25 protein-coding genes and 1 tRNA gene are annotated in these 21,098 nt (G+C 72.8%); 14 read left to right on the forward strand and 12 right to left on the reverse strand.

The window, feature by feature from the left end; all coding sequences use genetic code 11:
* Window positions 1–167 precede the first annotated feature (167 nt).
* The gene (locus HF519_RS03375; protein ID WP_169410137.1) at window positions 168–701 is read left to right on the forward strand and encodes a beta-class carbonic anhydrase; all 534 of its coding nucleotides are present in this window, start codon (window positions 168–170) and stop codon (window positions 699–701) included.
* Between the two features lie 78 nt (window positions 702–779).
* Here the strand turns inward: HF519_RS03375 and HF519_RS03380 are convergent, their stop codons facing one another.
* A complete protein-coding gene (locus HF519_RS03380; protein WP_169410138.1) occupies window positions 780–938 on the reverse strand; it encodes a hypothetical protein in 159 nt (52 codons plus the stop codon).
* A 132-nt stretch (window positions 939–1,070) separates the two neighbouring features.
* Window positions 1,071–1,475, reverse strand: coding sequence for a thiol-disulfide oxidoreductase DCC family protein (locus HF519_RS03385; RefSeq protein ID WP_246242346.1), 405 nt, complete (start codon window positions 1,473–1,475; stop codon window positions 1,071–1,073).
* Between the two features lie 23 nt (window positions 1,476–1,498).
* Between HF519_RS03385 and arsC the strand changes: the two genes are divergently transcribed.
* The gene (gene arsC / locus HF519_RS03390) at window positions 1,499–1,861 is read left to right on the forward strand and encodes an arsenate reductase (glutaredoxin) (protein WP_169410139.1); all 363 of its coding nucleotides are present in this window, start codon (window positions 1,499–1,501) and stop codon (window positions 1,859–1,861) included.
* Window positions 1,862–1,940: 79 nt separating this feature from the next.
* Here arsC and HF519_RS32670 read toward each other — a convergent pair whose 3' ends face one another.
* Window positions 1,941–2,981 carry a GNAT family N-acetyltransferase gene (locus HF519_RS32670; RefSeq protein ID WP_169410140.1) on the reverse strand — a complete coding sequence of 347 codons (1,041 nt, stop codon included), beginning with the start codon at window positions 2,979–2,981 and terminating at the stop codon, window positions 1,941–1,943.
* A gap of 181 nt (window positions 2,982–3,162) precedes the next feature.
* Between HF519_RS32670 and HF519_RS03400 the strand changes: the two genes are divergently transcribed.
* Entirely contained in the window at window positions 3,163–3,585 is a 423-nt protein-coding gene (locus tag HF519_RS03400) for an organic hydroperoxide resistance protein (RefSeq protein WP_169410141.1), read from the forward strand.
* A 50-nt stretch (window positions 3,586–3,635) separates the two neighbouring features.
* Here the strand turns inward: HF519_RS03400 and HF519_RS03405 are convergent, their stop codons facing one another.
* Window positions 3,636–5,492 carry a S9 family peptidase gene (locus HF519_RS03405; protein WP_169410142.1) on the reverse strand — a complete coding sequence of 619 codons (1,857 nt, stop codon included), beginning with the start codon at window positions 5,490–5,492 and terminating at the stop codon, window positions 3,636–3,638.
* Window positions 5,493–5,715: 223 nt separating this feature from the next.
* Between HF519_RS03405 and HF519_RS03410 the strand changes: the two genes are divergently transcribed.
* The 4 genes from HF519_RS03410 (at window position 5,716) to HF519_RS03425 (ending at window position 8,724) form a co-directional block, all read left to right on the forward strand.
* On the forward strand, window positions 5,716–6,108 hold the full coding sequence (locus HF519_RS03410) for a cupredoxin domain-containing protein (RefSeq protein WP_169410143.1): 393 nt from the start codon (window positions 5,716–5,718) through the stop codon (window positions 6,106–6,108).
* Window positions 6,109–6,206: 98 nt separating this feature from the next.
* Window positions 6,207–7,109 (forward strand): hypothetical protein, encoded by a 903-nt coding sequence (locus HF519_RS03415; protein ID WP_169410144.1) that lies wholly within the window; start codon window positions 6,207–6,209, stop codon window positions 7,107–7,109.
* Window positions 7,110–7,111: 2 nt separating this feature from the next.
* Window positions 7,112–8,377 carry a hypothetical protein gene (locus HF519_RS03420; RefSeq protein WP_211169474.1) on the forward strand — a complete coding sequence of 422 codons (1,266 nt, stop codon included), beginning with the start codon at window positions 7,112–7,114 and terminating at the stop codon, window positions 8,375–8,377.
* A gap of 5 nt (window positions 8,378–8,382) precedes the next feature.
* On the forward strand, window positions 8,383–8,724 hold the full coding sequence (locus HF519_RS03425) for a YnfA family protein (RefSeq protein ID WP_312859869.1): 342 nt from the start codon (window positions 8,383–8,385) through the stop codon (window positions 8,722–8,724).
* A gap of 4 nt (window positions 8,725–8,728) precedes the next feature.
* Here HF519_RS03425 and HF519_RS03430 read toward each other — a convergent pair whose 3' ends face one another.
* Window positions 8,729–9,658, reverse strand: coding sequence for a cation diffusion facilitator family transporter (locus tag HF519_RS03430; protein WP_169410145.1), 930 nt, complete (start codon window positions 9,656–9,658; stop codon window positions 8,729–8,731).
* 113 nt (window positions 9,659–9,771) lie between these two features.
* On the opposite strand from HF519_RS03430, the gene HF519_RS03435 reads away from it, so the two are divergent.
* A complete protein-coding gene (locus HF519_RS03435; protein WP_211169475.1) occupies window positions 9,772–10,197 on the forward strand; it encodes a DUF1707 domain-containing protein in 426 nt (141 codons plus the stop codon).
* Window positions 10,198–10,237: 40 nt separating this feature from the next.
* Window positions 10,238–11,047 carry an alpha/beta fold hydrolase gene (locus HF519_RS03440; RefSeq protein WP_169410147.1) on the forward strand — a complete coding sequence of 270 codons (810 nt, stop codon included), beginning with the start codon at window positions 10,238–10,240 and terminating at the stop codon, window positions 11,045–11,047.
* Window positions 11,048–11,065: 18 nt separating this feature from the next.
* Here HF519_RS03440 and HF519_RS03445 read toward each other — a convergent pair whose 3' ends face one another.
* A complete protein-coding gene (locus tag HF519_RS03445) occupies window positions 11,066–11,644 on the reverse strand; it encodes a TetR/AcrR family transcriptional regulator (protein ID WP_169410148.1) in 579 nt (192 codons plus the stop codon).
* Between the two features lie 195 nt (window positions 11,645–11,839).
* Between HF519_RS03445 and HF519_RS03450 the strand changes: the two genes are divergently transcribed.
* Together HF519_RS03450 and HF519_RS32155 are read left to right on the forward strand one after the other, a co-directional pair.
* A complete protein-coding gene (locus HF519_RS03450) occupies window positions 11,840–13,012 on the forward strand; it encodes an LLM class flavin-dependent oxidoreductase (protein ID WP_169410149.1) in 1,173 nt (390 codons plus the stop codon).
* A gap of 89 nt (window positions 13,013–13,101) precedes the next feature.
* Window positions 13,102–13,320, forward strand: coding sequence for a hypothetical protein (locus HF519_RS32155; protein ID WP_281358400.1), 219 nt, complete (start codon window positions 13,102–13,104; stop codon window positions 13,318–13,320).
* 22 nt (window positions 13,321–13,342) lie between these two features.
* Here the strand turns inward: HF519_RS32155 and HF519_RS03460 are convergent, their stop codons facing one another.
* Complete coding sequence (locus tag HF519_RS03460; protein ID WP_169410150.1) at window positions 13,343–13,786, reverse strand: hypothetical protein; 444 nt, start codon at window positions 13,784–13,786, stop codon at window positions 13,343–13,345.
* A 502-nt stretch (window positions 13,787–14,288) separates the two neighbouring features.
* Here HF519_RS03460 and HF519_RS03465 point away from each other — a divergent pair.
* Window positions 14,289–14,603 carry a hypothetical protein gene (locus HF519_RS03465; protein ID WP_169410151.1) on the forward strand — a complete coding sequence of 105 codons (315 nt, stop codon included), beginning with the start codon at window positions 14,289–14,291 and terminating at the stop codon, window positions 14,601–14,603.
* 118 nt (window positions 14,604–14,721) lie between these two features.
* Window positions 14,722–15,135, forward strand: coding sequence for a hypothetical protein (locus HF519_RS03470; protein ID WP_169410152.1), 414 nt, complete (start codon window positions 14,722–14,724; stop codon window positions 15,133–15,135).
* 12 nt (window positions 15,136–15,147) lie between these two features.
* Here the strand turns inward: HF519_RS03470 and HF519_RS03475 are convergent, their stop codons facing one another.
* The 3 genes from HF519_RS03475 to HF519_RS03485 all read right to left on the reverse strand — a co-directional run bounded on the left by HF519_RS03475 (window position 15,148) and on the right by HF519_RS03485 (window position 16,834).
* A complete protein-coding gene (locus HF519_RS03475; protein WP_169410153.1) occupies window positions 15,148–15,570 on the reverse strand; it encodes an ester cyclase in 423 nt (140 codons plus the stop codon).
* Window positions 15,571–15,780: 210 nt separating this feature from the next.
* A tRNA-Pro gene (locus HF519_RS03480) sits at window positions 15,781–15,857 on the reverse strand.
* Window positions 15,858–15,892: 35 nt separating this feature from the next.
* Window positions 15,893–16,834: a metallophosphoesterase gene (locus tag HF519_RS03485; RefSeq protein WP_169410154.1), complete on the reverse strand. Its 942-nt coding sequence runs from the start codon at window positions 16,832–16,834 to the stop codon at window positions 15,893–15,895.
* Between the two features lie 45 nt (window positions 16,835–16,879).
* Between HF519_RS03485 and HF519_RS03490 the strand changes: the two genes are divergently transcribed.
* Window positions 16,880–17,353 (forward strand): GatB/YqeY domain-containing protein, encoded by a 474-nt coding sequence (locus tag HF519_RS03490; protein WP_169410155.1) that lies wholly within the window; start codon window positions 16,880–16,882, stop codon window positions 17,351–17,353.
* Between the two features lie 78 nt (window positions 17,354–17,431).
* On the opposite strand, the gene topA is transcribed toward HF519_RS03490, so the two are convergent.
* Both topA and HF519_RS03500 read right to left on the reverse strand, forming a co-directional pair.
* A complete protein-coding gene (gene topA, locus HF519_RS03495; protein ID WP_312859877.1) occupies window positions 17,432–20,122 on the reverse strand; it encodes a type I DNA topoisomerase in 2,691 nt (896 codons plus the stop codon).
* A 348-nt stretch (window positions 20,123–20,470) separates the two neighbouring features.
* The gene (locus tag HF519_RS03500; RefSeq protein ID WP_169410157.1) at window positions 20,471–21,088 is read right to left on the reverse strand and encodes a hypothetical protein; all 618 of its coding nucleotides are present in this window, start codon (window positions 21,086–21,088) and stop codon (window positions 20,471–20,473) included.
* Between the last annotated feature and the right edge of the window lie 10 nt (window positions 21,089–21,098).

Genomic DNA, 21,098 nt, shown 5'->3' on the forward strand with positions numbered 1-21,098 from the left:
CTACGACCGAACCCGAATCGAACTGAACGGTGGTTATCGAAGCGCTCCCGGGGCCCGACGATGGTGGCGGGAGCCTATCCCCGCCGGTCCGGGTGAGCTGCCTCGCCATCCGCGTCGGGCCGCGTCACAGTGCGCGCGTGGGGGCCGCGCGGGGTTACTGTGAGTGCGTGAGCAACGACGAACTGCTGCACCGGTACGAGGCTGGGGGAGGGACGCTCGCCGCGGCCAATGCGGAGGGCCTGGCCGTCCCCCCTGCACTCCACACTGCGGTGCTCACCTGCATGGACTCACGCATCGACGTCTTCGCCCTGTTCGGGCTGAAGCTCGGCGAGGTGCACGTGCTGCGGAATGCGGGCGGGGTGGTCACCGACGACGTGATCCGGTCCCTGACGATCAGCCAGCGCAAGCTCGGGACCCGCGACGTGCTGCTCGTGCAGCACAGCGGCTGCGGTTTGGCCACGTTCACCGACGACGACTTCTCCGAGGAACTCGCGCACGAGGTCGGGATGCGCCCGCCGTGGCGGACGCACGCGTTCCGCGACCCGTCCGTCAGCGTGCGGCGGGACATGGCGCAGCTGCGCCACGACCCGTTCCTCGTGCCGGAGACCAGGGTGCGTGGGTTCGTGCTCGACATCGAGACCTTCGCGCTCGACGAGGTCTTCGTCGATCAGCCGGCCAGCCCGGGACTCGCAGCGGGGTGACCGCGGAGGCCGGCCGCCGGGCCACGAGCGCGGCGGCACCGGCCAGCAGTGCGGGGTAGGGCAGCCACGGTGCGCTCCTCAGAACACGACCTCCGCGCAGAGCGTCAGCACGATCATCGTGCGCAGGCCGCGGTGATCGACGAGCCGGCCCAGCAGCGGCGCTCCCACCGCCGTCCCGATCGTGCCGGCGGCGCCGACCGCGCCGGCCGCCGCGTATCCGTGGCCCAGGCCGATCACGACGTGCAGGGTCAGCCGGTCGCGGCGGCCGAGGCGGGCACCCTGGTCGCGAAGGCGATCACGGCCAGCGCGCCGACACCCGGCTGTGCGAGCACCCGGCGGTAGGTTGCGATCCCCGTGCGAGCCACCGGGTCATCCTGACCGGCCGCAGTCGGCCGGGAAGCGCTCGCACCAGGGCGTCATGCCCGGTAGCCGCCCGCGGTGGCGCGCCACCCAGTCGTAGAGCCGCTCCTGGACGGCCTGGGTGTGCCGGTACACCCGCAGCGGCAGGTCGGTGTGCAACGCGGCCGACAGCGCCGCGTTGATCGCGGCCGCCCCTTCGGCGGTCGTACCGTCCGACCCCTTCCAGCGCAGGGCGGCCGCGCACTGCTCGGGTGTGGCGTCGACCATCATCGGCGCATCCGGGCGCTGGAACGGTGCCGTGGTCACCCGGTGCTTCGTGTCCAGCAGCCGCAGCCAGCCCAGGCTGCGGGTGCAGAAGCCGCAGTCGCCGTCGAAGACGAGCGTTCCGCCGGTGACGTTCATACCCGTCAGCATCCCGTCTCTCCTACGATTCCGTCGTGACGAACGAGGACCGGGCCACCGTCTGGCACAACCCGCGCTGCTCCAAGAGCCGCGGCGCGCTCGCCCTGCTCGCCGCACAGGGGGTGGAGGCGGACGTCGTCCGCTATCTCGACGAGGCGCCCGGGCGTGCCGAGATCGAGGACGTGCTGCGCCGGCTCGGCACCGACGACCCGCGTGCGATCACCCGCACCGGGGAGGCGCGCTACCGCGAGCTGGGACTGGCCGACGCCGACCGGGACGCGCTGCTCGACGCGCTGGCCGCGAACCCGATCCTCATCGAACGCCCGATCGTGCTGGTGGGTGACCGCGCGGTGGTCGCCCGCCCGCCGGAGCGGCTGCTCGAACTGTTCGGCGGCTGAGGCCGTCCGTCCGTTCCCCGCCCCGCGAGTCGGCACTTTTCGACGGGTGAGCCGGCGCTTTTCCGCTCGCGTGGCCTGCTCAGGCCGCCGGCGCCGGGCGGGCGAGGGGCGCGCGGACGAACAGCTGCCCGGCCACGATCTCGGCGGTGGGGCGCAGCCCGGCCCGGCGCAGCAGCCGGGTGAGCCGCACGTTGTCGGTGGGCGCGACGGCGGTGAGCTCCGCGTGCCCGTGCTCCTGGGCCAGCTCGACGATGCGGCGGATCAGTGCCGTACCGAGGCCCCGTCCGTGCCAGGAGTCCTCGACCAGCACCGCCACCCCGGAGGGCGTGGCTACTCCGCCGAGGTTGGCCAGCCCCACCGCGCTGCCGCCGTCGACGGTCAACGCCAGTACCGCCCGGCCGGCCCCCGGCCCGTCGCCGACCAGGTCGGCGAGCCGGTCCGGCGACAGCCGCGGGGTCGGGCTGAGGAAGCGGGACCGCCGTGACTCCGGCGAGCACCGGGCGTGCAGCGCGGCGATCAGCGGTCCGTCGGAGGGGCGTGCCGTGCGCAGCCGAACCTCGGAGCCGTCGTGCAGCAACACCCGCCGCCCGTCGGGCTCTGCCGCGCCGTGCAGACGCATCCCGAGCTGGCCGGCGAGCTCCATCAGGGCCGCGGCCCGGGACAGCTCGGTCGCGGTGAACGGCCAGGCCCGGCGCAGGTGCACCTGCTGGGCGCCCACCCGCAGGGTGTGGGTGTGGCCGTTCCTGGGCGGGGCGGCCGGGTCGGCCAGACGGGCCCGCAGCATGGTCGCGACTGCGCGCGGCGCGCTGCCCGGGTCGGCCGCCACCATCCGCGCGAGCGCGAGCGCCGTGGTCACCGGGTCGGAGAGCTCGGTCGCGTCGGCCCGGACGAGCAGCGTGCACGGGATCCCGGCTCGTTCCACGGCGTGGACCACTGCCGAGGTGTCGGCGTCGTCGGGAACCTCGACCAGCAGTTCGTCGATCACCGAGCCGTCGTCGGAGGGCTCGCCGACGACGTGCAGCGAGATGATGTTGCACCCCGCGTCACCGACCACCGTGGCCAGCTCGCCGAGCCGGCCCGGCCGATCCTCCAGCTCCACGTGCATGCGCCAGAGCACCACGCCATCACCTCCTCGGGAACTCCCATCGTCGACGTCCGGTGTTACCGGCCGGCTACGTCCACGTGACGCCCGGTGGAACAGCGGGATCACCCATGATCGAACCGCGTGGCCGCCCGCCCCGAAGTACGTTGTGCACGATCCATTCGACTCAGGGGCTTCGACGCCCTGGAAGGGCGGACGCATGGCTGACGCGATCTACACGGCGCAGGCGACATCGTCGGGCGGCGGGCGGGACGGCAGGGTCCGTTCCTCCGACGGCATCATCGACCAGGACCTCAAGATGCCCCCGGCCCTCGGCGGCCCGGGCGGTGCGACCAACCCCGAACAGCTGTTCGCCGCGGCCTACGCCACCTGTTTCCACGGTGCGCTGCGCCTGGTCGCGCGCAACCAGGGCGTCGCGATCAGCGACGACGCCACCGTCGACGCGGCGGTGAGCCTGGCGCCCGACGAGACCAGCTTCGCCATCAGCGCGGCGATCACCGCGCACCTGCCGGGCCTGGACCAGGCCCAGGCCGACGACCTGGTCGCGGCCGCGCACAAGGTCTGCCCCTACTCCAAGGCGACCGCCGGCAACGTCGACGTGGCTCTGACCGCCACCGTCTGAAGGTCCGTGAGGGGCGATGGTGGCCGTCGCGACCATCGCCCCTCACGGTGTCAGCCCACCATGCGGCGTGCGAAGTCGATCTCGGTGGAGACGTGGCGCAGGGTCTCCTCGACGACCAGCGACCCGTGCCCCGCGTCGAACCGGCTGACCTCGTAGCGGGCCCCGGCCGCGGCCAGCGCGTCCAGATAGTTGTCCACCTGCCGGATCGGGCAGCGCGGGTCGTTCTCCCCGGCCAGCACCAGCACCGGCGCCCGCACCCGGTCCACGTAGGTGAGCGGCGACGCGGCGCGGTAGATCTCCGGCACCTGCTCCGGGGAGCCGCCGAACAGCGCCCGGTCGAACGCCCGTAGCTGCTCCATCTCGTCGGCGTACGCGGTCAGGTAGTCGGCCACCGGGACCCCTCCGATCGCCGCCGCCCACCGCTCCGGCTGGGTGCCCGCCGCGAGCAGCGCCAGGTAGCCACCCCACGACCAGCCCTCGACGACGGTGCGCGCCGGATCCGCCAGGCCCTCGGCCACCGCCCAGTCGTGCACCGCGGCCACGTCGGCCAGCTCGGTCAGCCCCGGCCGGCCCTCGATGGCGTCGCGCCACGCGGAGCCGTACCCCGTCGAACCCCGGTAGTTGACCTCCACGACGGCGAACCCGGCATCCACCCATGCCGCCCGGACCGCGCTGAACCGGTCCTCATCGGCCGCGTGCGGCCCGCCGTGCAGGCTGAACACGGTGGGCAGTGGGCCGTCGGCGGTGCCGCCGCCGGGCCGCGCGACGAGCGCGTGCACCCGGCCCCCCGGGCCGTCGACCCAGACGTCCTGCACGGCGACCGAACCGGGCGCCCGCTCCCCGGGCGGGGTCAGCAGTTCGCGGTCGGTGCCCTCGGGATGCAGCGCCCGCACCGACGAGGGGTCCGCCGCCGACGAGCTCGTGTACTCGACGGTCCCGTCCGGGCGGACCTCGGCGGACCCGATGCAGCCGGGCGCCGCGTCCAGCTCGGTGAGCTCGCCCGTGGTCAGGTCGTAGCGGTGCAGCCGGGTGCGGGCGGCGTGGGTGTGCCACACCAGCAGCGCGCTCGCGTCGGGGTAGAAGTCGGCGATCAGCTCGCCGGGCAGGTCCAGCTCCAGCTCGGTCTCGGTGTCCGCGACCGGGTCCCAGATCAGCAGCTCCTCGCGGCCGCGGCGCTCGTGCAGCAGCAACAGCCGGTTGTCACCCGCCACCGGCGAGAAGACCAGCGGGGTGAGGCCCTTGCCCTCACCGTCGGACTTCTCGGCCACCAGGGCTCCGTCGCCGGTGCCGTCGCCCAGCCGCACCACGCGCACCGCCGGGTGCCGGGAGTCGCCGTGCTCGGAGTGGCTGATCGCGAGCAGGGTCTCGTCCTCGGACAGGGCCCCGACACCCGCGTCCTCGGGATGGAAGTAGACGACGGTTGCGGCGTCGTCGCCCTTGCGGTGCACCCAGATCCGCGAGCCCTCGTCGGTGGACGTGCCGACGGCGGTCAGCGACCGGCCGATCTCCAGGCCGGCCGGGTAGCCGTCCTCGACGCCGGGCACGGCCGGCTCGGGCCGGGCGCCGTCGGCCAGCCCCGCGAACGGCTCGGCCACCCAGCGGCCGAACTCGTCGCCGTCGGTGTCGTCGAACCACCACAGCGTCTCGCCGTCGGGCGGCAGCGCCACCGAGTGCGTGCCACTGCGCCGGGAGGTGACCTGGCGGTGCAGGTCGGTGGCACGGTCCCAGGCATAGACCTCGGTGGTGCCGCTGGCGTTCGAGGTGTACGCGCTGCGGTCCGGGGCGTCGCGGGCCCAGTCCGGGCGCGAGATCCGCACCGCGGTGAATCGGGTCCGCCAGCGCTGTTCCCGCTCGTCGTCGTCGAAGAGCCGGTCCGGGACGGCGGCGGCAGGGTGCTCGGTCGTCACGGTGTCGATCCTCCCCCAACCGCACGCGACGGGCCGGGTCGCGTTCACCCGATGTGGCCGGGCGCGCGGCCATGGTCGCGGCCGGCGAATGGTGCGCCCGGCGGCCGGGACCGCCCGACCATGATCGACGCTTCCGGGACCTGGCGGGTGCCGCACCCCGGTGGGGCCGCCGCCGCCGATCCGGTCGAGAGTGGGGCCGGCACCGATGCAGAAGGGCACGATCATGACCACCAGACGACTCCGGGACGGCCGCGCCGGCGCGCTCCTGGTCGCCCTCGCCGCGACCGTCCTGACCGTCACCGGCTGTTCCGGCGGGCAGGCCGGTGCGGTCACTCCGACCGTCACCGTCGAGGGCGCGCAGCGCGTCGAGCTGCGCTACGCGGGCGGCGTGGTCGAGGGCGGGGTGGCGCGGATCGCGATCCCGGCCGGATCGACGGTCGAGCTGGTCGTCGCCAGCGACGTGGCCGACGAGGTGCACCTGCACGGCTACGACCGCAGCAGCTTCGTCACCGCCGGGGCCACCACGACCCTGCGCTTCGTGGCCGACCTGCCGGGCGTGTTCGAGGTGGAGCTGGAGCAGCGGGGCCACCCGCTCGCCCAGCTCGAGGTCTCGTGAGCGGCGCCCTGCGGACGATCGGGCGGACGGTCGGGGTGAACGGGTGCCGGGGGCCCCGGCCGCACCGAGGTGCCCGGCCCGCCGCATAAGGTGACCGCGTGCTCGCCCGGGGTCTGCTGCTCGTCGTCCTCGTGGCGATCCTGTTCCCGGGCGCGGCCGGGGTGGCGTCGGCGCACGCGGGCGGGCTGTCGTCCTCGTCCAGCGAGCCGCGGGTCCTCGGCATCGACCCGCCGGTCCCGGGGCTGGACCTGCGTGTGGTCGAGTTCGGGGCCCGGATGCGGCTGGACAACGGCACCGGTGCGCCGGTCGTCGTCGAACCGCTGCCCGGCTCACAACTCTCCGGACTGCCGACCGTCGCCCCCGGTGCCCGGGCCTACTGGACCGACCCGCGGATCACGATGGCCGCGGCCGGGCCCCGGCCGGACGGCGACCGCGTCGGGTGGGCCATCCCGCTGCGCGTCGGCGACCAGGTCGTGACGGTCCGCGGCGAGCAGCACTGGCCGGCGCCGCCGTCAGCGGCCCTGTGGTGGGGCGCGGCGCTGACCGCCCTCGTCCTCCCCGCGGCGGCGGGACTGATCGGCGCGGGCCGCCGCTGGGGCCGGATGGTGCTGGCGTCCGCCACCGGTGTCGTGCTCCTCGCGCACCTGGTGCACGTGCTGGGTTCGGCCGTCGTCCCCGAGGACCGGAACATCGTGGCGATGGTGCTCAGTGCGGCCGGCTACGCGCTGCTCGGCTGGCCCCTCGGCGCGTTCGGCATGGTGTTGACGCTGCGCGGCCGCCCGGCCGGGCCACTGCTCTGCTGCGCGGCCGGCGGGCTGTTCGCGATCGTGATCGCCCCGGTCGATGCATTCACCCTCGTCGACGCCGTGGTGCCGTTCGCCTGGGGCGCGAGCCTGGATCGTGTGCTGGTCGCGCTGACGCTGGGCGGCGGGCTCGGTGTCGCGGCGGCCGGGGTGGCCCTGCTGCGCCGCGGCACGGTCCGCGAAGAACCGGCGGTCTGAGCGTGCCCGGCGGGAACGACCTGGTCCTCGCCCACGGGATCGGCAGCGTCGAGGGCCTCCCACTGGACGGCGAGCTGGTGCTGCAGACCGGTGGGGTCGTCGTCCTGGTGTCCTTCCTGGCCGTTGCGCTGCTGTGGCGGCACCCGCGCTTCGGCGGCCCCGTGCGCGGCCGCCCGCTACCGGCCGCGGTGGAGCGAACGCTCGACGCACCCGCGTTGCGCTGGGTGGTCCGGCTTCTCGTGCTGCTGGTCGCCGCAGGGATCGTGGTGATCGGCTTCGTGGGTCCGCAGGACCCTGACGACAACCCTGCGCCGCGCGCGCTCTACGTGCTGCTCTGGGTCGGGATCGTGCCGGCGTCGCTGCTGCTCGGCCCGGTGTGGCGGGTGCTCAACCCGTTGCGGGCGCTGCACCGGCTGGTCGCGGTGGCGCTGCGGGTGCCGCCGGAGGGCACCGCACAACTGCCCGCCCGTCTCGGGTACCGGCCGGCGGCCGTGGGGCTCGTCGTGTTCACCTGGCTGGAGCTCGTCGTCCCGGTGCGGGACTCCCCGGCGGTGGTCGCGGCGTTCTTGCTGCTCTACGCCGTCGTGCACACCGCGGCCGCGGTGCGGTTCGGTTCCGGGTGGTTCGACCGGGCGGACGCGTTCGAGGCCTACTCCACGCTGACCGGCGCCCTCGCCCCGGTCGGCCGGCTCGACGACGGCCGGTTGGGGTGGCGCAACCCGCTGCGCGGTCTGGCCGCCGTGACGGTCGCGCCGGGGCTCGTCGCGCTGCTGGCCGTGTGGTGGGGGTCGACCGTCTTCGACGGGGTGTCGGGCTGGGTCGGGTGGTCGAGCGTGCGGCAGTCGGTCCCGGTACCCGGGGTCCTGCTCGACTCCGTCGTGCTGCTCGGCCTGATGGTGCTGGTCGGCGCGGCCTACCGGGTGGCCACCGGGTCGCTGGCCGGGGCGCTGGCCGGAACCTTGATCCCCATCGCGGCGGGGTACACCCTCGCGCATTACGCGACGTTGCTCCTGGTCGAGGGTCCGCGGGGGCTGTCGCAGTTCGCCGGGGCGCAGCTGGGCGCGGTCACCTCGGTCCCGGCCCCCGGGCTGATCGCCGGGATCCAGATCGGCGCGATCCTGCTCGGGCACGTCGTCGCGGTCGTGGCCGCGCACGACCGCAGCGTCGCTTTGCTGCCCGAGCACCGCCGGCTCGCCGACCAGATCCCGCTGGTGCTGCTCATGGTGGCCTACACGATGGTCGGGCTGTTCCTGCTCGTGATCTCCTGACCCTCGTGACGGTCTGGTCGGTGGCCCGCTCGGTCCTGCTGTTCCTGCTCGCCGCGCTGGCCGAGATCGGTGGGGCGTGGCTGGTCTGGCAGGGAGTCCGCGAGCACCGTGGGCCGTTGTGGGTCGGCGTCGGGGTGCTCGCGCTCGGGGCGTACGGCTTCGTCGCGACGCTGCAGCCGGACCCGAACTTCGGCCGGATCCTGGCCGCGTACGGCGGGGTCTTCGTGGCCGGCTCGCTGGCCTGGGGGATCGTCGCCGACGGTTTCCGCCCCGACCGCTTCGACTACCTGGGCGCGGCCATCTGCCTCATCGGCGTCGGGATCATCATGTACGCCCCGCGCGGCTAGGGCCCTACCAGCTCAGCTCGGAGCAGCGGGTCCGGGCGCCCGGCGGCTCGACCTGCACCGTGAAGTGGGCCATCCCGTGCCGGTCGGCGAGCAGGTCGCGCGCCGAGGACAGCACGACGGCCGGGTCGCAGGCCGCGTCGACGCTCAGGTGCGCCGAGCCGACCTCCATGCCCGAGGTCAGCGTCCACACGTGCACGTCGTGCACGTCCTCGACCCCGGGAAGCTCGCCCAGTTCGCTGCGGATCGCGGCGACGTCGACGTGCGCGGGGGCGGCCTGCACCAGGATCCGCACCGCCTGGCGGGCGAGGTTCCAGGTGCGCGGCAGCACGAACAGGCCGATCGCCACGGCGACCGCCGGGTCGGCCCAGTGCCAGCCGAACAGCAGTACCACCGCACCGGCCAGCAGCACGCCGACCGAGCCGAGGGTGTCGGCCAGCACCTCGAGGTAGGCGCCGCGGAGGTTGAGGCTCTCCTTCGCGCCCTGCCGGAGCAGGCCGAAGACGACGAGGTTCGCGGCCAGGCCGGCAGCGGCGGTGAGCATCAGGGGGAGCCCGGGGATCTCGGGGGCGTCGTCGAAGCGCTGGACGGCCTCGACGATCACCCAGCCGGCCACCCCGAACAGCAGGACCGCGTTGGCCAGCGCGGCGAGCACCTCGGCCCGGTAGAGCCCGAACGTGCGGCTGTCCGAGGCCGTGGTCCGGTGGGCGGCGGTGATCGCCGCCAGCGCCATGCCGACACCGAGGACGTCGGTGAACATGTGCCCGGCGTCGGAGAGCAGGGCCAACGACGACGTGGCCAGCCCGACGACGACCTCGAGGACGAGGAAGACGGACAGCACGCCGAGCGATATCCAGAGCCGCCGCACGTGCCGTCCCGACGCGCTGCCCGCTGCCAGGCCGCCGTGCCCGTGCCCATGACCGTGTCCTGCACCCACGCGCCCAATCTATGCAAACATTCGCATAGATGCAATAGCGACCCATGCTGCTCCGGGTGGAGCAGCGTGTTCATCCCCGTCGACGGACTCGATCATCGTGGCACGATGGCGGCGTGAGCGAGCCTGTGCGCCCCGAGGAGCTGCGAGTCTCGAACGCCGACCGCGAAGCCGTGCAGGAACGGCTGCGCCAGGCTCACGCCGAGGGGCTGATCGATCTCACCGAGTTCGACTCCCGGGTGCAGGCCGTGTGGGCGGCCAAGACCCGCGGCGAGCTCGCCGGGCCGGCGGCCGACCTGCCGGCGCCGACCCCGGCCAAAGGTCGCGGGACCGTGTTCTCCGCGACCGGTGGCGGCACCGCGATGCGGGTGCTCAGCATCGTCTTCGGCAGCATCGCCGCGGTCAACCTCGTCATCTGGGGCCTGCTCGTGCTGACCACGGGCGAGTGGATCCACCCGTGGTGGGTCTGGGTGGCCGCCCCGCCGGCAGCGGTGCTGCTCCTGCTGTACTTCTCCGGCATCGGCCGGCCGGACGACCGCTGAGCCGACATCCCATCCCGTCCGCCACTCCCGGAGTCCGCCCGTGCCCTTCGCCGTGACCCCCGACGGCACCCGCCTGTACTTCGAGGAGATCGGGGAGGGTGAGCCGCTGCTGCTGGTCAGCGGGCAGGGGCTGGACCACGGGTTCTGGGACCCGATCCGCGACGGGTTCGCGGCGGCGCACCGGGTGGTCGTCTACGACCACCGCGGCACCGGCCGCAGCGACGTCCCGCACGACCCGCCCTACACGACCCGCGGCATGGCCGCCGACGCCGTCGCCGTGCTCGATCATCTGGGCATCCCACGGGCGCACGTCTACGGGCACTCGATGGGTGGGCGGATCGCGCAGTGGCTGGGCATCGACCACGGCGACCGGCTGGGCGGGCTGGTGCTCGGCGGGACGACCCCGGGCAAGGCGCACGGCGTGCGGCGGCCGGCCGCGGTGACCGCGGCGTTCGTCCGCCCGCCCCGGGACGAGGAGGATGCGCTCGCCAAGTGGGGGCCGCTGTTCTTCACGTCGGAATGGGCGGCGGCGCACGCCGACCTGGTGCGGGCGCTCTTCGTGGACAACCCGCTCTCGGCGTCGGCGCGCAGGCTGCACTACGGCGCGAGCGAGGGCCACGACTCGTGGGCGGAGCTGCCACGGATCGGCGTCCCGACGCTGGTCCTGCACGGCGACGAGGACGTCCTCAACCTGCCGGGCAACGCCGAACTGCTGGCCGGTCGCATCCCGGGCGCCGAACTGCGGATGCTGCCCGGGGCCGGGCACGGCTACCCGTTCGAGTTCGAGGCCGAGGCGACCCGCGTCGTGCTGGACTTCCTGAGCAGGCACCGCCTGGACCGCGCCGGCTGAGCCGGGGCCCTCCGGCGCTCACCCGCGCAGCTCACCGGCCCCGGCGATCATGCGGAGGGCCTGGGCCAGGTCACGCCCGGACGGGGCGGTCCCCGGGTCGACCAGCCACTGGACCATGACCCCGGTGAGCAGCGCCTGGTAGACGGCGCCGAGGACCCGGGTCCGTTCGTCGTCGTCGCCGCTGGTGTGGAACGTCAGCGCCAGCTCCTCGCGGGCGATGTCCTGGGCCTCGGCCAGCACCTTGCGCATCTCGGGGATCCGCCCGACCTGCGCGATGCCCTCTACGGCGATGGACCACAGCCGGTGGTGCGTCGCGTACAGGTCGATGACCCGCGTCCACGTCCGCTCGAACCGTTCCATCGGGCCGTCGGCCGGATCGGGATCGACGGTCAGGGCCCGTTCGAGCTCCTCGCCCCACTCGGCGGTCGCCTGCACCAGCGCTTCGGTGAGCAGGGCTTCCTTGGATCCGAAGTGGTAACCGATGGAGGCCAGGTTGGTCTTCGAGGCGGCGACGATGTCGCGGGCGGTCGTGCGTCCGAACCCCTTGTCGTACAAGCACTCCTTGGCGCCGGCCAGCAGGTCCTCGCGATGCCCCATGTGATCGACTCTAGACATCCGTCCCAGACGGCCGTCCGGCGGCCGCGTGTCCGTTGTGGACGATCGGGCGGCCGGCCGGTGTCAACTTTCCGCACACTCCGTGCGCCGTGATGCACGTCATGATCGGGGCACTGGCGGCGGGCCCACGTGCGCCGCACGCCCATCGACGATCAGCGACGAGCCAGGAGCACCACCATGAGCAGACTGCGGTTCGGCACCTTCCTCGCCCCCTTCCATGCCGCCGGGCAGAACCCCACCCTGGCGATGCAACGCGATCTCGAGCTGGTCGAGCACCTGGACCGGCTGGGGTACGACGAGGCCTGGATCGGTGAGCACCACTCGGCCGGCAGCGAGATCATCGCCTCGCCGGAGATCTTCATCGCGGCCGCCGCCGAGCGGACCCGCCACATCAAGCTCGGCACCGGCGTCACGTCGATCAGCTACCACAACCCCCTGTGGGTCGCCGATCGCATGGTCATGCTCGACCACCTCACCCGCGGCCGCGCGATGCTCGGCGTCGGCCCGGGCTCGCTGCCCACCGACTCGGCGATGATCGGGCTGAACCCGACCGACACCCGCGAGCTGCTGCCCGAGAACCTCGACATCATCATGCGGTTGCTGCGCGGTGAGGTCGTCACCCAGCAGACCCGCACGCACAACCTCGTCGAGGCCCAGCTGCAGCTGCGCCCCTACAGCGACCCGTGCTTCGACATCGCCGTCGCCGCGGTCGCCTCGCCGACCGGACCGCGACTGGCCGGCCAGCACGGCACCGGCCTCCTGTCGATCGGCGCGACCCTGACCCAGGACGGGTTCGACGCGCTGGCCCACCACTGGGGCGTCGTCGAGGAGCGGGCCGCGCACCACGGGCAGCCGAAGCCCGACCGGTCCGGGTGGCGCCTGGTCGGGCTCATGCACATCGCCGAGACCCGCGAGCAGGCCTACCGGGATGTCGAGTTCGGCATCGAGCAGTGGTTCAACTACTTCCAGAAGGTCGCCGCGTTCCCGCAGATGGCGGTCCAGGGCGGCAACCTCAAGGAGATGATCGACTTCGTCAACGAGGCCGGCATCGGCGCGATCGGCACCGTCGAGGACGCCCGGGCGCAGGTGCAGAAGCTCGTCGACCAGTCCAACGGCGGCTTCGGGGCGATGCTGCTCATGGGTCACGACTGGGCCAACCCGGAGGCCACCAAGCGCTCCTACGAGCTCATCGCCCAGCAGGTGTTCCCGCACTTCCAGGGCCAGGCGGAGGGGACGTTGGCGGCGAAGAAGCGGGCCAGCGACACCCGGGAGGCGCACGCCGAGACGCAGAACACCGCGGTGGCGCTGATGACCGAGCGGTACCAGCAGGAGCTCGCGAACAAGGGCTGACCCGCCGCAGCGGTCCCGGTGGCCCCGACGTGTGCGTCGGGGCCACCGGCCGCGGGCCCGCTCCGGCCCGGGCGCCCTAGGCTCACGGGGTGACCGGGCAGGCGCGACCGGACCTCACGGTGGACGGGCAGCTGTGCTTCGCCCTCTATGCCGCTTCACGCGCCATGACGGGCCGATACCGTCCGTTGCTGGACGAGCTCACCGGCCTGCGCGACACGCTGCACGGACTGGCCGACCGGCGGCGGTCTGCGGACGTCGTCGAACCGGGGCGGGGCGTGGTCGAGCCGGGCGGTCGCGGTCACTCCTGAGCGGCAGACCTCGCGGCGGACCTCATGCAGGGCCGAGCGTGTCGTCGGGGCGGGTACCGTCGACCGACTCCAGCCACGCGGCGGCCCGGTGCGCGAGCAGGGACAGCACCCGGTTCGCGGGTGTTCGGCTGCCGGGGCGGCGGTGGTGCGTCGAGAACACACCGAGCGGACGACGACCGGACGAGCCGATCAACGGGATGGGCCGGACGGCGCGCACGCCCGCATCCAGCATGATCGCCCCGGCGGGGATGCCGCGGAAGACCGAGCTCTGTTCGACGTCCCGGACGACGACCCGTCTGGTGCGGTTCATCGCGATGCCACACGCGGATCCCTCGTCGGCGACGAGGTCGAAGAACTCCAGGAGCGGTCGTTCGAACCCCCGCTGCGCGATGACCCGCAGCTCGTCGCCGTCCAGTTCGAGCAGCAGGCGGGTCGGTGTCAGCGCGTGCGTCACCACGTCGGCCACCAGTTCCCCACGTCAAGAGCCTGGTTCCCCGGCCACCAAGGCGGCCTCGCCCACGTCCGGGACATCCCGTGCCCGGCACGCTTCATGGGTCGCGCGCCGGGCCACCGCAGGCGTCCGTGGGCTGAGCGGCAGGTTCAGCTCCCGAACCACCATCGGTGGCCGCTCCCGTACCTGGACGGCGGCGCCGGCCAGGTCCGCGCAGACCGGCACGCACGGGCTCGCCTGCAGTCCCGCCGCAGGACGCCCGTTACATGGTCCGGGCCGAACAGCGCCAGCCGGACCCACAGCCACCCGCCCGCGGCGACCAGCGCCGCTGGGAAGATCGTCGCGACCGACGAGGACTCGATGCGGGCCTCCGAGGCGTCGGCCAGCCACCGGCGGCGGCCGGCCGCGGGTAGCCCTTCCAGGACGAAGCCGGCCCGTGACACCGATCCAACGGGCCCAGGTGCGGGTGCCGGGTGGTGGCTAGCGTGCTCGCTTTCACCTGGAAGGGGTCGTCCCGATGACGTCTGAAGGCGACAGGTCTGCGCCGGGGCCGGTGGCCACCATCACCGGGCCGAGCGGTAGCCACCTGCAGGCGGGGGGATCCGCTTCGGAGGTGATGCTCAAGTTCTGGGACGACTGGGCGACCACGACCTACGAGCGGCAGCGCCGGACCTTCGCCCGGATCGGGGCGGACATGAGTTGGACCGAGCCGCTCATCGCTCCCGACTTCATCGCGGACCTGGCCCGGTACGACGGCATCGTGTTGGAGAGCCCCCACTACCTGGACAACGAGTACCTCCTCGCCGACGAGATCCGATCCGCCGGCAGGTGAGAAATCTGGGGGGTTGAGTTCGTGGCGCTCACCGGCTCCTGACCCATCAGGGGTGTCTGATCGGAACGCCGCCCGCCCCCGGCCATGACCGACCGGTGCTGGACGGGAGGGCAGCCACGTGGCCGATCGGCCATCCCCGAGCCACGACCATGCCGGAGCAGGTGAGCGCCCCTTCTGGGTCCGTACCCGCATCGACCACAGCGGCCTCAGTCACGTCACCCTCCTCGCCTACGCGTTGGCGAAGCGACTGGCATCGGAAGAGGTGGCCCGCCAGTTCAGCGGAACTGCGAAGGCGGTCGCGGCGATCATGGTGGAAACGGTCGAAGCGACGTTGAACATGTGGGAGGAGCCCGGTGCGCTGGTCTGCCACATCGCCCGCGGCGCCATCGACCCCGCGTGCGGCCGCGACCGGCGCGGCCGCACGCGCCTCGAGCAGGCCGGCGAGCGCGATCCACCGCCGTTCGATGGGCTTCTCTCCGGTATCGAGGTCGTACTGGGCCAGGACACGGCGACCGTTCGATTGGCCGTCTAGTTCACCGAAAGGCTAGCCGGGGAGATGTCCGAGCTGTCCCAGAATTGACATGTTGTCCCAGGTCACCCACCATTCCGCGATCTTTCCGTTCTCCATGCGGAAGACCCCGGAGAAGCTGAATTTCGCGTATTTGTCGGACGGCGGGAACGGGCCCATCCAGCCCCTCTGCGTGCCCTCGTAGGTCGCCCATATGGCGACCATGTCCCCGTCCACGAGGATGTGTTCGAACGTCTGCTTGTTGTCAGGGAACACCGAGGCGTCGGCCCGCAGGAAGTCCTTGAGCTGATCGAGGTTGGTGACCTCGAACGCCGGCGTCGCCTCGCAGCGGCGCACGACGTCCGGCGAGATGATCTCGTCGAGGAGGTCCAGCCGACGCGTGTTCATGGCGCTCTCGAAGCGTCGCATCAGGTCCTTGGTGTCCGCGATGGTGGACATGATCTGACCTCTCGTCCGTGGACTCCGCCGGGGTTCGAGGCGCCCACCGATCAGGATGGCCGGTGCGCCACGCGAAGGGGCTCGTAGTGGATTTTGAGCCCGTTACGGCCTGGCACGGCGGCCGGCGGCGCGCTCCCGCTGCTCATCGCATGCAACGACGAAGGCCCTGGTCCGGCTCTCCCGAGGGAGGCTGTGACCAGGGCCTTCGTGTGGTCGGGGTGACAGGATTTGAACCTGCGACCTCTTCGTCCCGAACGAAGCGCGCTACCAAGCTGCGCCACACCCCGATGACCGCCTTGCTTCCCGGCGGCCGTGGAGAAGTCTAGCCGACGTCCGCAGCGGCCGACGCGGGGGTGGTCTTCTGCCCCTGGGACCCGATCGGAGGTGGCACGAGGGTCAGCAGACTGGCCTCGGGCGGGCACGCGAACCGCACCGGGGCGAACGGCGAGGTGCCCAGGCCGGCCGACACGTGCAGCCAGGTGTGGGCGCCCCACCGGGACGCGCCCCGGGCCCGCGAGCGGTCGAGCCCGCAATTGGTGACCAGCGCGCCGATGCCCGGCACCCGCAGCTGCCCGCCGTGGGTGTGTCCGGCGAGCACGAGGTCGTAGCCGTCGGCGGCGAACGCGTCGAGTACCCGCGGCTCGGGGGAGTGGGTGAGGCCGAGCCGCAGGTCGGCGTTCGTGCCGGGCCCGCCCGCGATCCGGTCGTACCGATCCAGGCTCAGGTGCGGGTCGTCGACACCGGCAGCGGCGACCCGGATCCCGTCGACGTCGAGCGTGACCCGGCTGTGCGTCGCGTCCTCCCAACCCCGCTCCACGAGCGCCGCCCGCAGGTCGCGCCAGGGCAACGGCTCGCCGTGGATCCGGCGCTCGGTCCGGCGCAGGTAACGCAGCGGGTTCTTCGGCGTCGGGCCGAAGTAGTCGTTGCTGCCGAACACGAACAGCCCGGGCCGTTCGAGCAGCGGTCCCAGCGCGGCCACCACGTTCGGCACGGCGCGGGCGTGGGAGAGGTTGTCCCCGGTGTTGACGACGAGGTCGGGCTTCAGCGCGGCCAGCTCGGCCACCCACCTCTGCTTGCTCGCCTGCCCGGGCGTCATGTGCAGGTCGGAGATGTGCAGGATCCGCAACGGCCGCGAACCCACCGGGAGAACCGGCAGGGTCGCCTCCCGGAGCGTCCAGCGGCGCCGCTCGACGCCGGCCGCGTACGCGATCGTCGCCACTCCCGTCGTCGTCGCACCCACCACGAACCGAGCCCAGCTGTTCACGACTGGAGGGTACGTCGGCGCCGGGGTGGACTAGCGTTCACGCCCGTGAGCGAATTGAAGGACCGGCTCCGCGCCGATCTGACCGCCGCCATGAAGGCGCGCGACGAGCTGGTCAAGGGCACCCTGCGCATGACGCTGACCGCCATCGGCAACGCCGAGGTCGCGGGTACCGAGGCTCGCGAGCTCGACGACGCCGAGGTGCTGAAGGTGATCACCAAAGAGGCGAAGAAGCGGGCCGAGTCGGCCGAGGCCTTCGCCGCCGCCGGCCGCGAGGAGCTCGCCGCGCAGGAGCGCGCCGAGGGCGAGGTGCTGGCCCGCTACCTGCCCGCGCAGCTCTCCGACGGCGAACTCGCCGAACTGGCCCGTCAGGCCGTCACCGACGTCGCGGCGGAGACCGGGGAGCAGCCCGGTCCGCGACAGATGGGTCAGGTCATGAAGCGCGCGAACGCCGCCGTGGCCGGTCGCGCCGACGGCGGCCGGGTCGCGGCTGCGGTGAAGGCACTGCTCCAGCCCAGCTGACCCGGCAATGCAGGAAGGGCCGCTTCCAGGCCATGAGATGGCGTGAAAGCGGCCCTCCTGCAACGGTGGCGGCCCGCGCTACTTGGCAGGGGCCTTCCTGCGGGCCGGGGCCTTTCGCGCGGTCGTCTTCTTCGGCGCCGTTCCCCGCGCCCGCCGGTCCGCCAGCAGCTCGGAGGCGCGCTCGTCGGTGATCTCCTCGACGCTGTCGCCCTTGCGCAGCGACGCGTTGGTCTCACCGTCGGTGACGTACGGCCCGAACCGCCCGTCCTTGATCACCATCGGTTTGCCCGTCGCGGAGTCCTTGCCCAGCTCGCGCAGCGGCGGGGTGGCCGCGGCCGTGCGACGTCCCCGCTGCTTCGGCTGCTTGTAGATCTCGACGGCCTCGTCGAGCGTGACCGTGAACAGCTGATCCTCGCTGGTCAGCGACCGTGAGTCGGTGCCCTTCTTCAGGTACGGGCCGTAGCGGCCGTTCTGCGCGGTGATCTCCTCACCGCTCTCCGGGTCGATGCCCACCAGACGCGGCAACGACAGCAGCCGCAGCGCCTCCTCCAGGGTCACCGTCTCCACGGTCATGGTCTTGAACAGCGACCCCGTGCGCGGCTTGGGCTTGGCGGCGGCCTTCTTCTTGGTCCCGTTGCTCGACTCGGCCTCGGCGGGCTCGGGGAGGATCTCGGTCACGTAGGGCCCGTAGCGGCCCTCCTTGGCGACGATCTCGTTCCCGGTCACCGGGTCGGTGCCCAGCACACGGCCCTCGGCGGGCACTGCGAACAGCTGCTCGGCGATCTCCGCGGTCAGCTCGTCCGGCGGCAGGTCATCGGGCAGGTTGGCCCGCTGCGACGTCCCGTCGACGACGCGCTCCAGGTACGGCCCGTAACGGCCGACCCGGACCACGACGTCGCCGAACATCGGGATCGAGTTGATCTCGCGGGCGTCGATCTCCTCGAGGTTCACCCCGACCAGCTTCTTCAGCCCGCCGGCCCGGGCCACCGAGCCCTCGGTGCCCTGGGCGGCGCCGAAGTAGAAGCCCGACAGCCAGTCCGTGCGGGCCTGCGTCCCGGACGCGATGGCGTCGAGCTCGTCCTCCATGGCGGCGGTGAAGTCGTAGTCGACCAGCCGGCCGAAGTGGTGCTCGAGCAGCCCGACCACGGAGAACGCGACCCACGACGGGACCAGGGCGCTGCCCTTCTTCCAGACGTAGCCGCGGTCCTGGATGGTCTTGATGATCGACGCGTAGGTCGACGGCCGTCCGATACCCAGCTCCTCGAGGGCCTTGACCAGGCTCGGCTCGGTGTAGCGGGCGGGCGGGTTGGTGGAGTGCCCGTCGGGGTTCAGCTCGGTCGCGGTGACGGCCTGGCCCTGGGTCAGCTCCGGCAGCCGCGACTCGGCGTCGTCGGCCAGGCCGCCGGTCTGGTCGTCGACCGTCTCGACGTAGGCCTTGAGGAAGCCGGGGAAGGTGATGGTGCGGCCCGACGCGGCGAACGTGGTCTCCTCGCCGGTGGCCGCGGTGCCGGTGACCCGCACGCTCATCGTGGTACCGCGCGCGTCGGCCATCTGCGAGGCCACCGTGCGCTGCCAGATGAGCTCGTAGAGCCGGAAGTCGTCGCCCTCGACCTCGCGGGCGATCTCACCCGGGGTCCGGAACGTCTCGCCTGCAGGCCGGATGGCCTCGTGGGCCTCCTGCGCGTTCTTCACCTTGCGGGTGTACTGCCGCGGCGAAGGCGAGACGTAGGCGTCGCCATAGAGCTCGCGGGCCTGGGAGCGGGCCGCCTGGATCGCCGACTCCGACAGCGTCGTCGAGTCGGTCCGCATGTAGGTGATGTAGCCGTTCTCGTACAGCCGCTGCGCGCTGCGCATCGTCCGCTCGGCGGAGAACCGCAGCTTGCGCCCGGCCTCCTGCTGCAGCGTCGAGGTCATGAACGGCGCGTACGGCTTGCGGGTGTACGGCTTCGACTCGACGCTCGACACGGTCAGGTCGCGGCCGTCGAGCGCCTCCGCCAGCCGGCGGGCGCTCGCCTCGTCCAGCACGCGGACGGAGCCGTCGGTGGTCTTCAGCTGCCCGTCGGGTCCGAAGTCGCGGCCGGTGGCCACCTTCGTGCCGTCGACGGACACGAGCCGGGCGCCGAACCGGCGGGGGCTCGCGTCGGCACCCGCATCGAGCGTGGCCGCGATGTCCCAGTACTCCGCCGAGACGAACGCCATCCGCTCGCGCTCGCGCTGCACGATGAGCCGCGTCGCCACCGACTGCACGCGGCCCGCCGAGAGCTTCGGCATGACCTTCTTCCACAGCACGGGGGAGACCTCGTAGCCGTAGAGCCGGTCGAGGATGCGCCGCGTCTCCTGCGCGTCGACGAGATCCTGGTCGAGCTCGCGGGTGTTCTCCGCGGCGGCCCGGATCGCGGGCTCGGTGATCTCGTGGAAGACCATCCGGCGCACCGGGATCTTGGGCTTGAGCGTGTCGAGCAGGTGCCAGGCGATCGCCTCGCCCTCGCGGTCGGGGTCCGTCGCGAGCAGCAGCTCGTCGACACCCTTCAGCGCGTCCTTGAGCTCGGTGACCTTGCCCTTCTTCTCCGGCGTCACGATGTAGAGCGGCGCGAAGGAGTTGTCGACGTCGACACCGAGCCGGGCCCAGGACTCACCCTTGTACTTCGCCGGCACGTCGGCCGCACCGCGGGGCAGGTCGCGGATGTGCCCGACCGAGGACTCGACCACGTAGTCCCTGCCCAGGTAAGGCGCGATCTTCTTCGCCTTGGTCGGCGACTCGACGATCACGAGCCGACGTGTCGGGCGCCCGGCCTCGGTCGAGGCGGGCGTGCCGTTGCGGCGGCTCCCGCCCGCACTGCTGCGGGTGGCCGCTGCCGCCTTCGAGCTCGTCGTTCCGGTTGCCACCTTGGTCCTACTCCATCGTCGCCGGGAGCGTCGCCCATCGGCACGCCCTGGCCGGGAGACCGCGCGTTCATCGCGCCGGACCCGGCCTGTCGAGTCACCCCTTACCCGTCCGGAGGCGGGGCCGTCAGTATCCCTGTACGGCGGGGTCTGGAACTCACGTTCGCACACTCACCCGGTGTGTCGCATTCATCACGGCCCGAGTAGACGCGACGAGCGGAGCCTAACCAGGCGTCAAGCCTCGCTGCGACCCCAGTACCGCGGCCAGGCGGCGGCGGGTACCCCGATCGGCGGCGGACCCACCAGCTCGACGAGCCGCTGCATACGCCGGGTTCCACTGATACGCAACGCCGGCCCGCTCGGTCCGCATTCCCCGTCCACCGGCTCGACCCGGGCAGGCGGGAGCCCGGCCCGGGTGGCCGCGGCGATCAGCGGCTGGTGCGTCTCGGGGGCGTGCGGGTCCAGGAACAGCAGGAAACCGCCCCGATGGTCGGGCCGGCCCGCGGCCAGGGCCCACAGCCGCAGGAGCGGCCCGTCGAGCTGGAAGCGGTCGGGCACCGCCTTCACGGCGCCGCGCGTCCACTGCCGGGCGAGCGCGACCAGGTCGCAGCGGAATGCCGTCCGCAGCGCCGCGGCGCCGCTCTCGGTGGTCGCCGGCTCCAGGCGGATACCCGTCGTGGCCGCGACGGCGCGCACGGCGGGCGCCCGGTCCGGATCGGGAAGGACCGTCGTGAGCCGAGCGGTGTCCCCGGTCCCGAAGCGCACGATCTGACCGGGGCCGCAGAGCAGGCCGGCCAGGTCGCTCACCCGCACCGGGCGCGCCTCCGCGGAGAACAGCGAGAGCTGGGACACGCTCCGTACG

This window comes from Pseudonocardia bannensis (assembly GCF_012911875.1).
GTDB classification, from domain to species: domain Bacteria; phylum Actinomycetota; class Actinomycetes; order Mycobacteriales; family Pseudonocardiaceae; genus Pseudonocardia; species Pseudonocardia bannensis.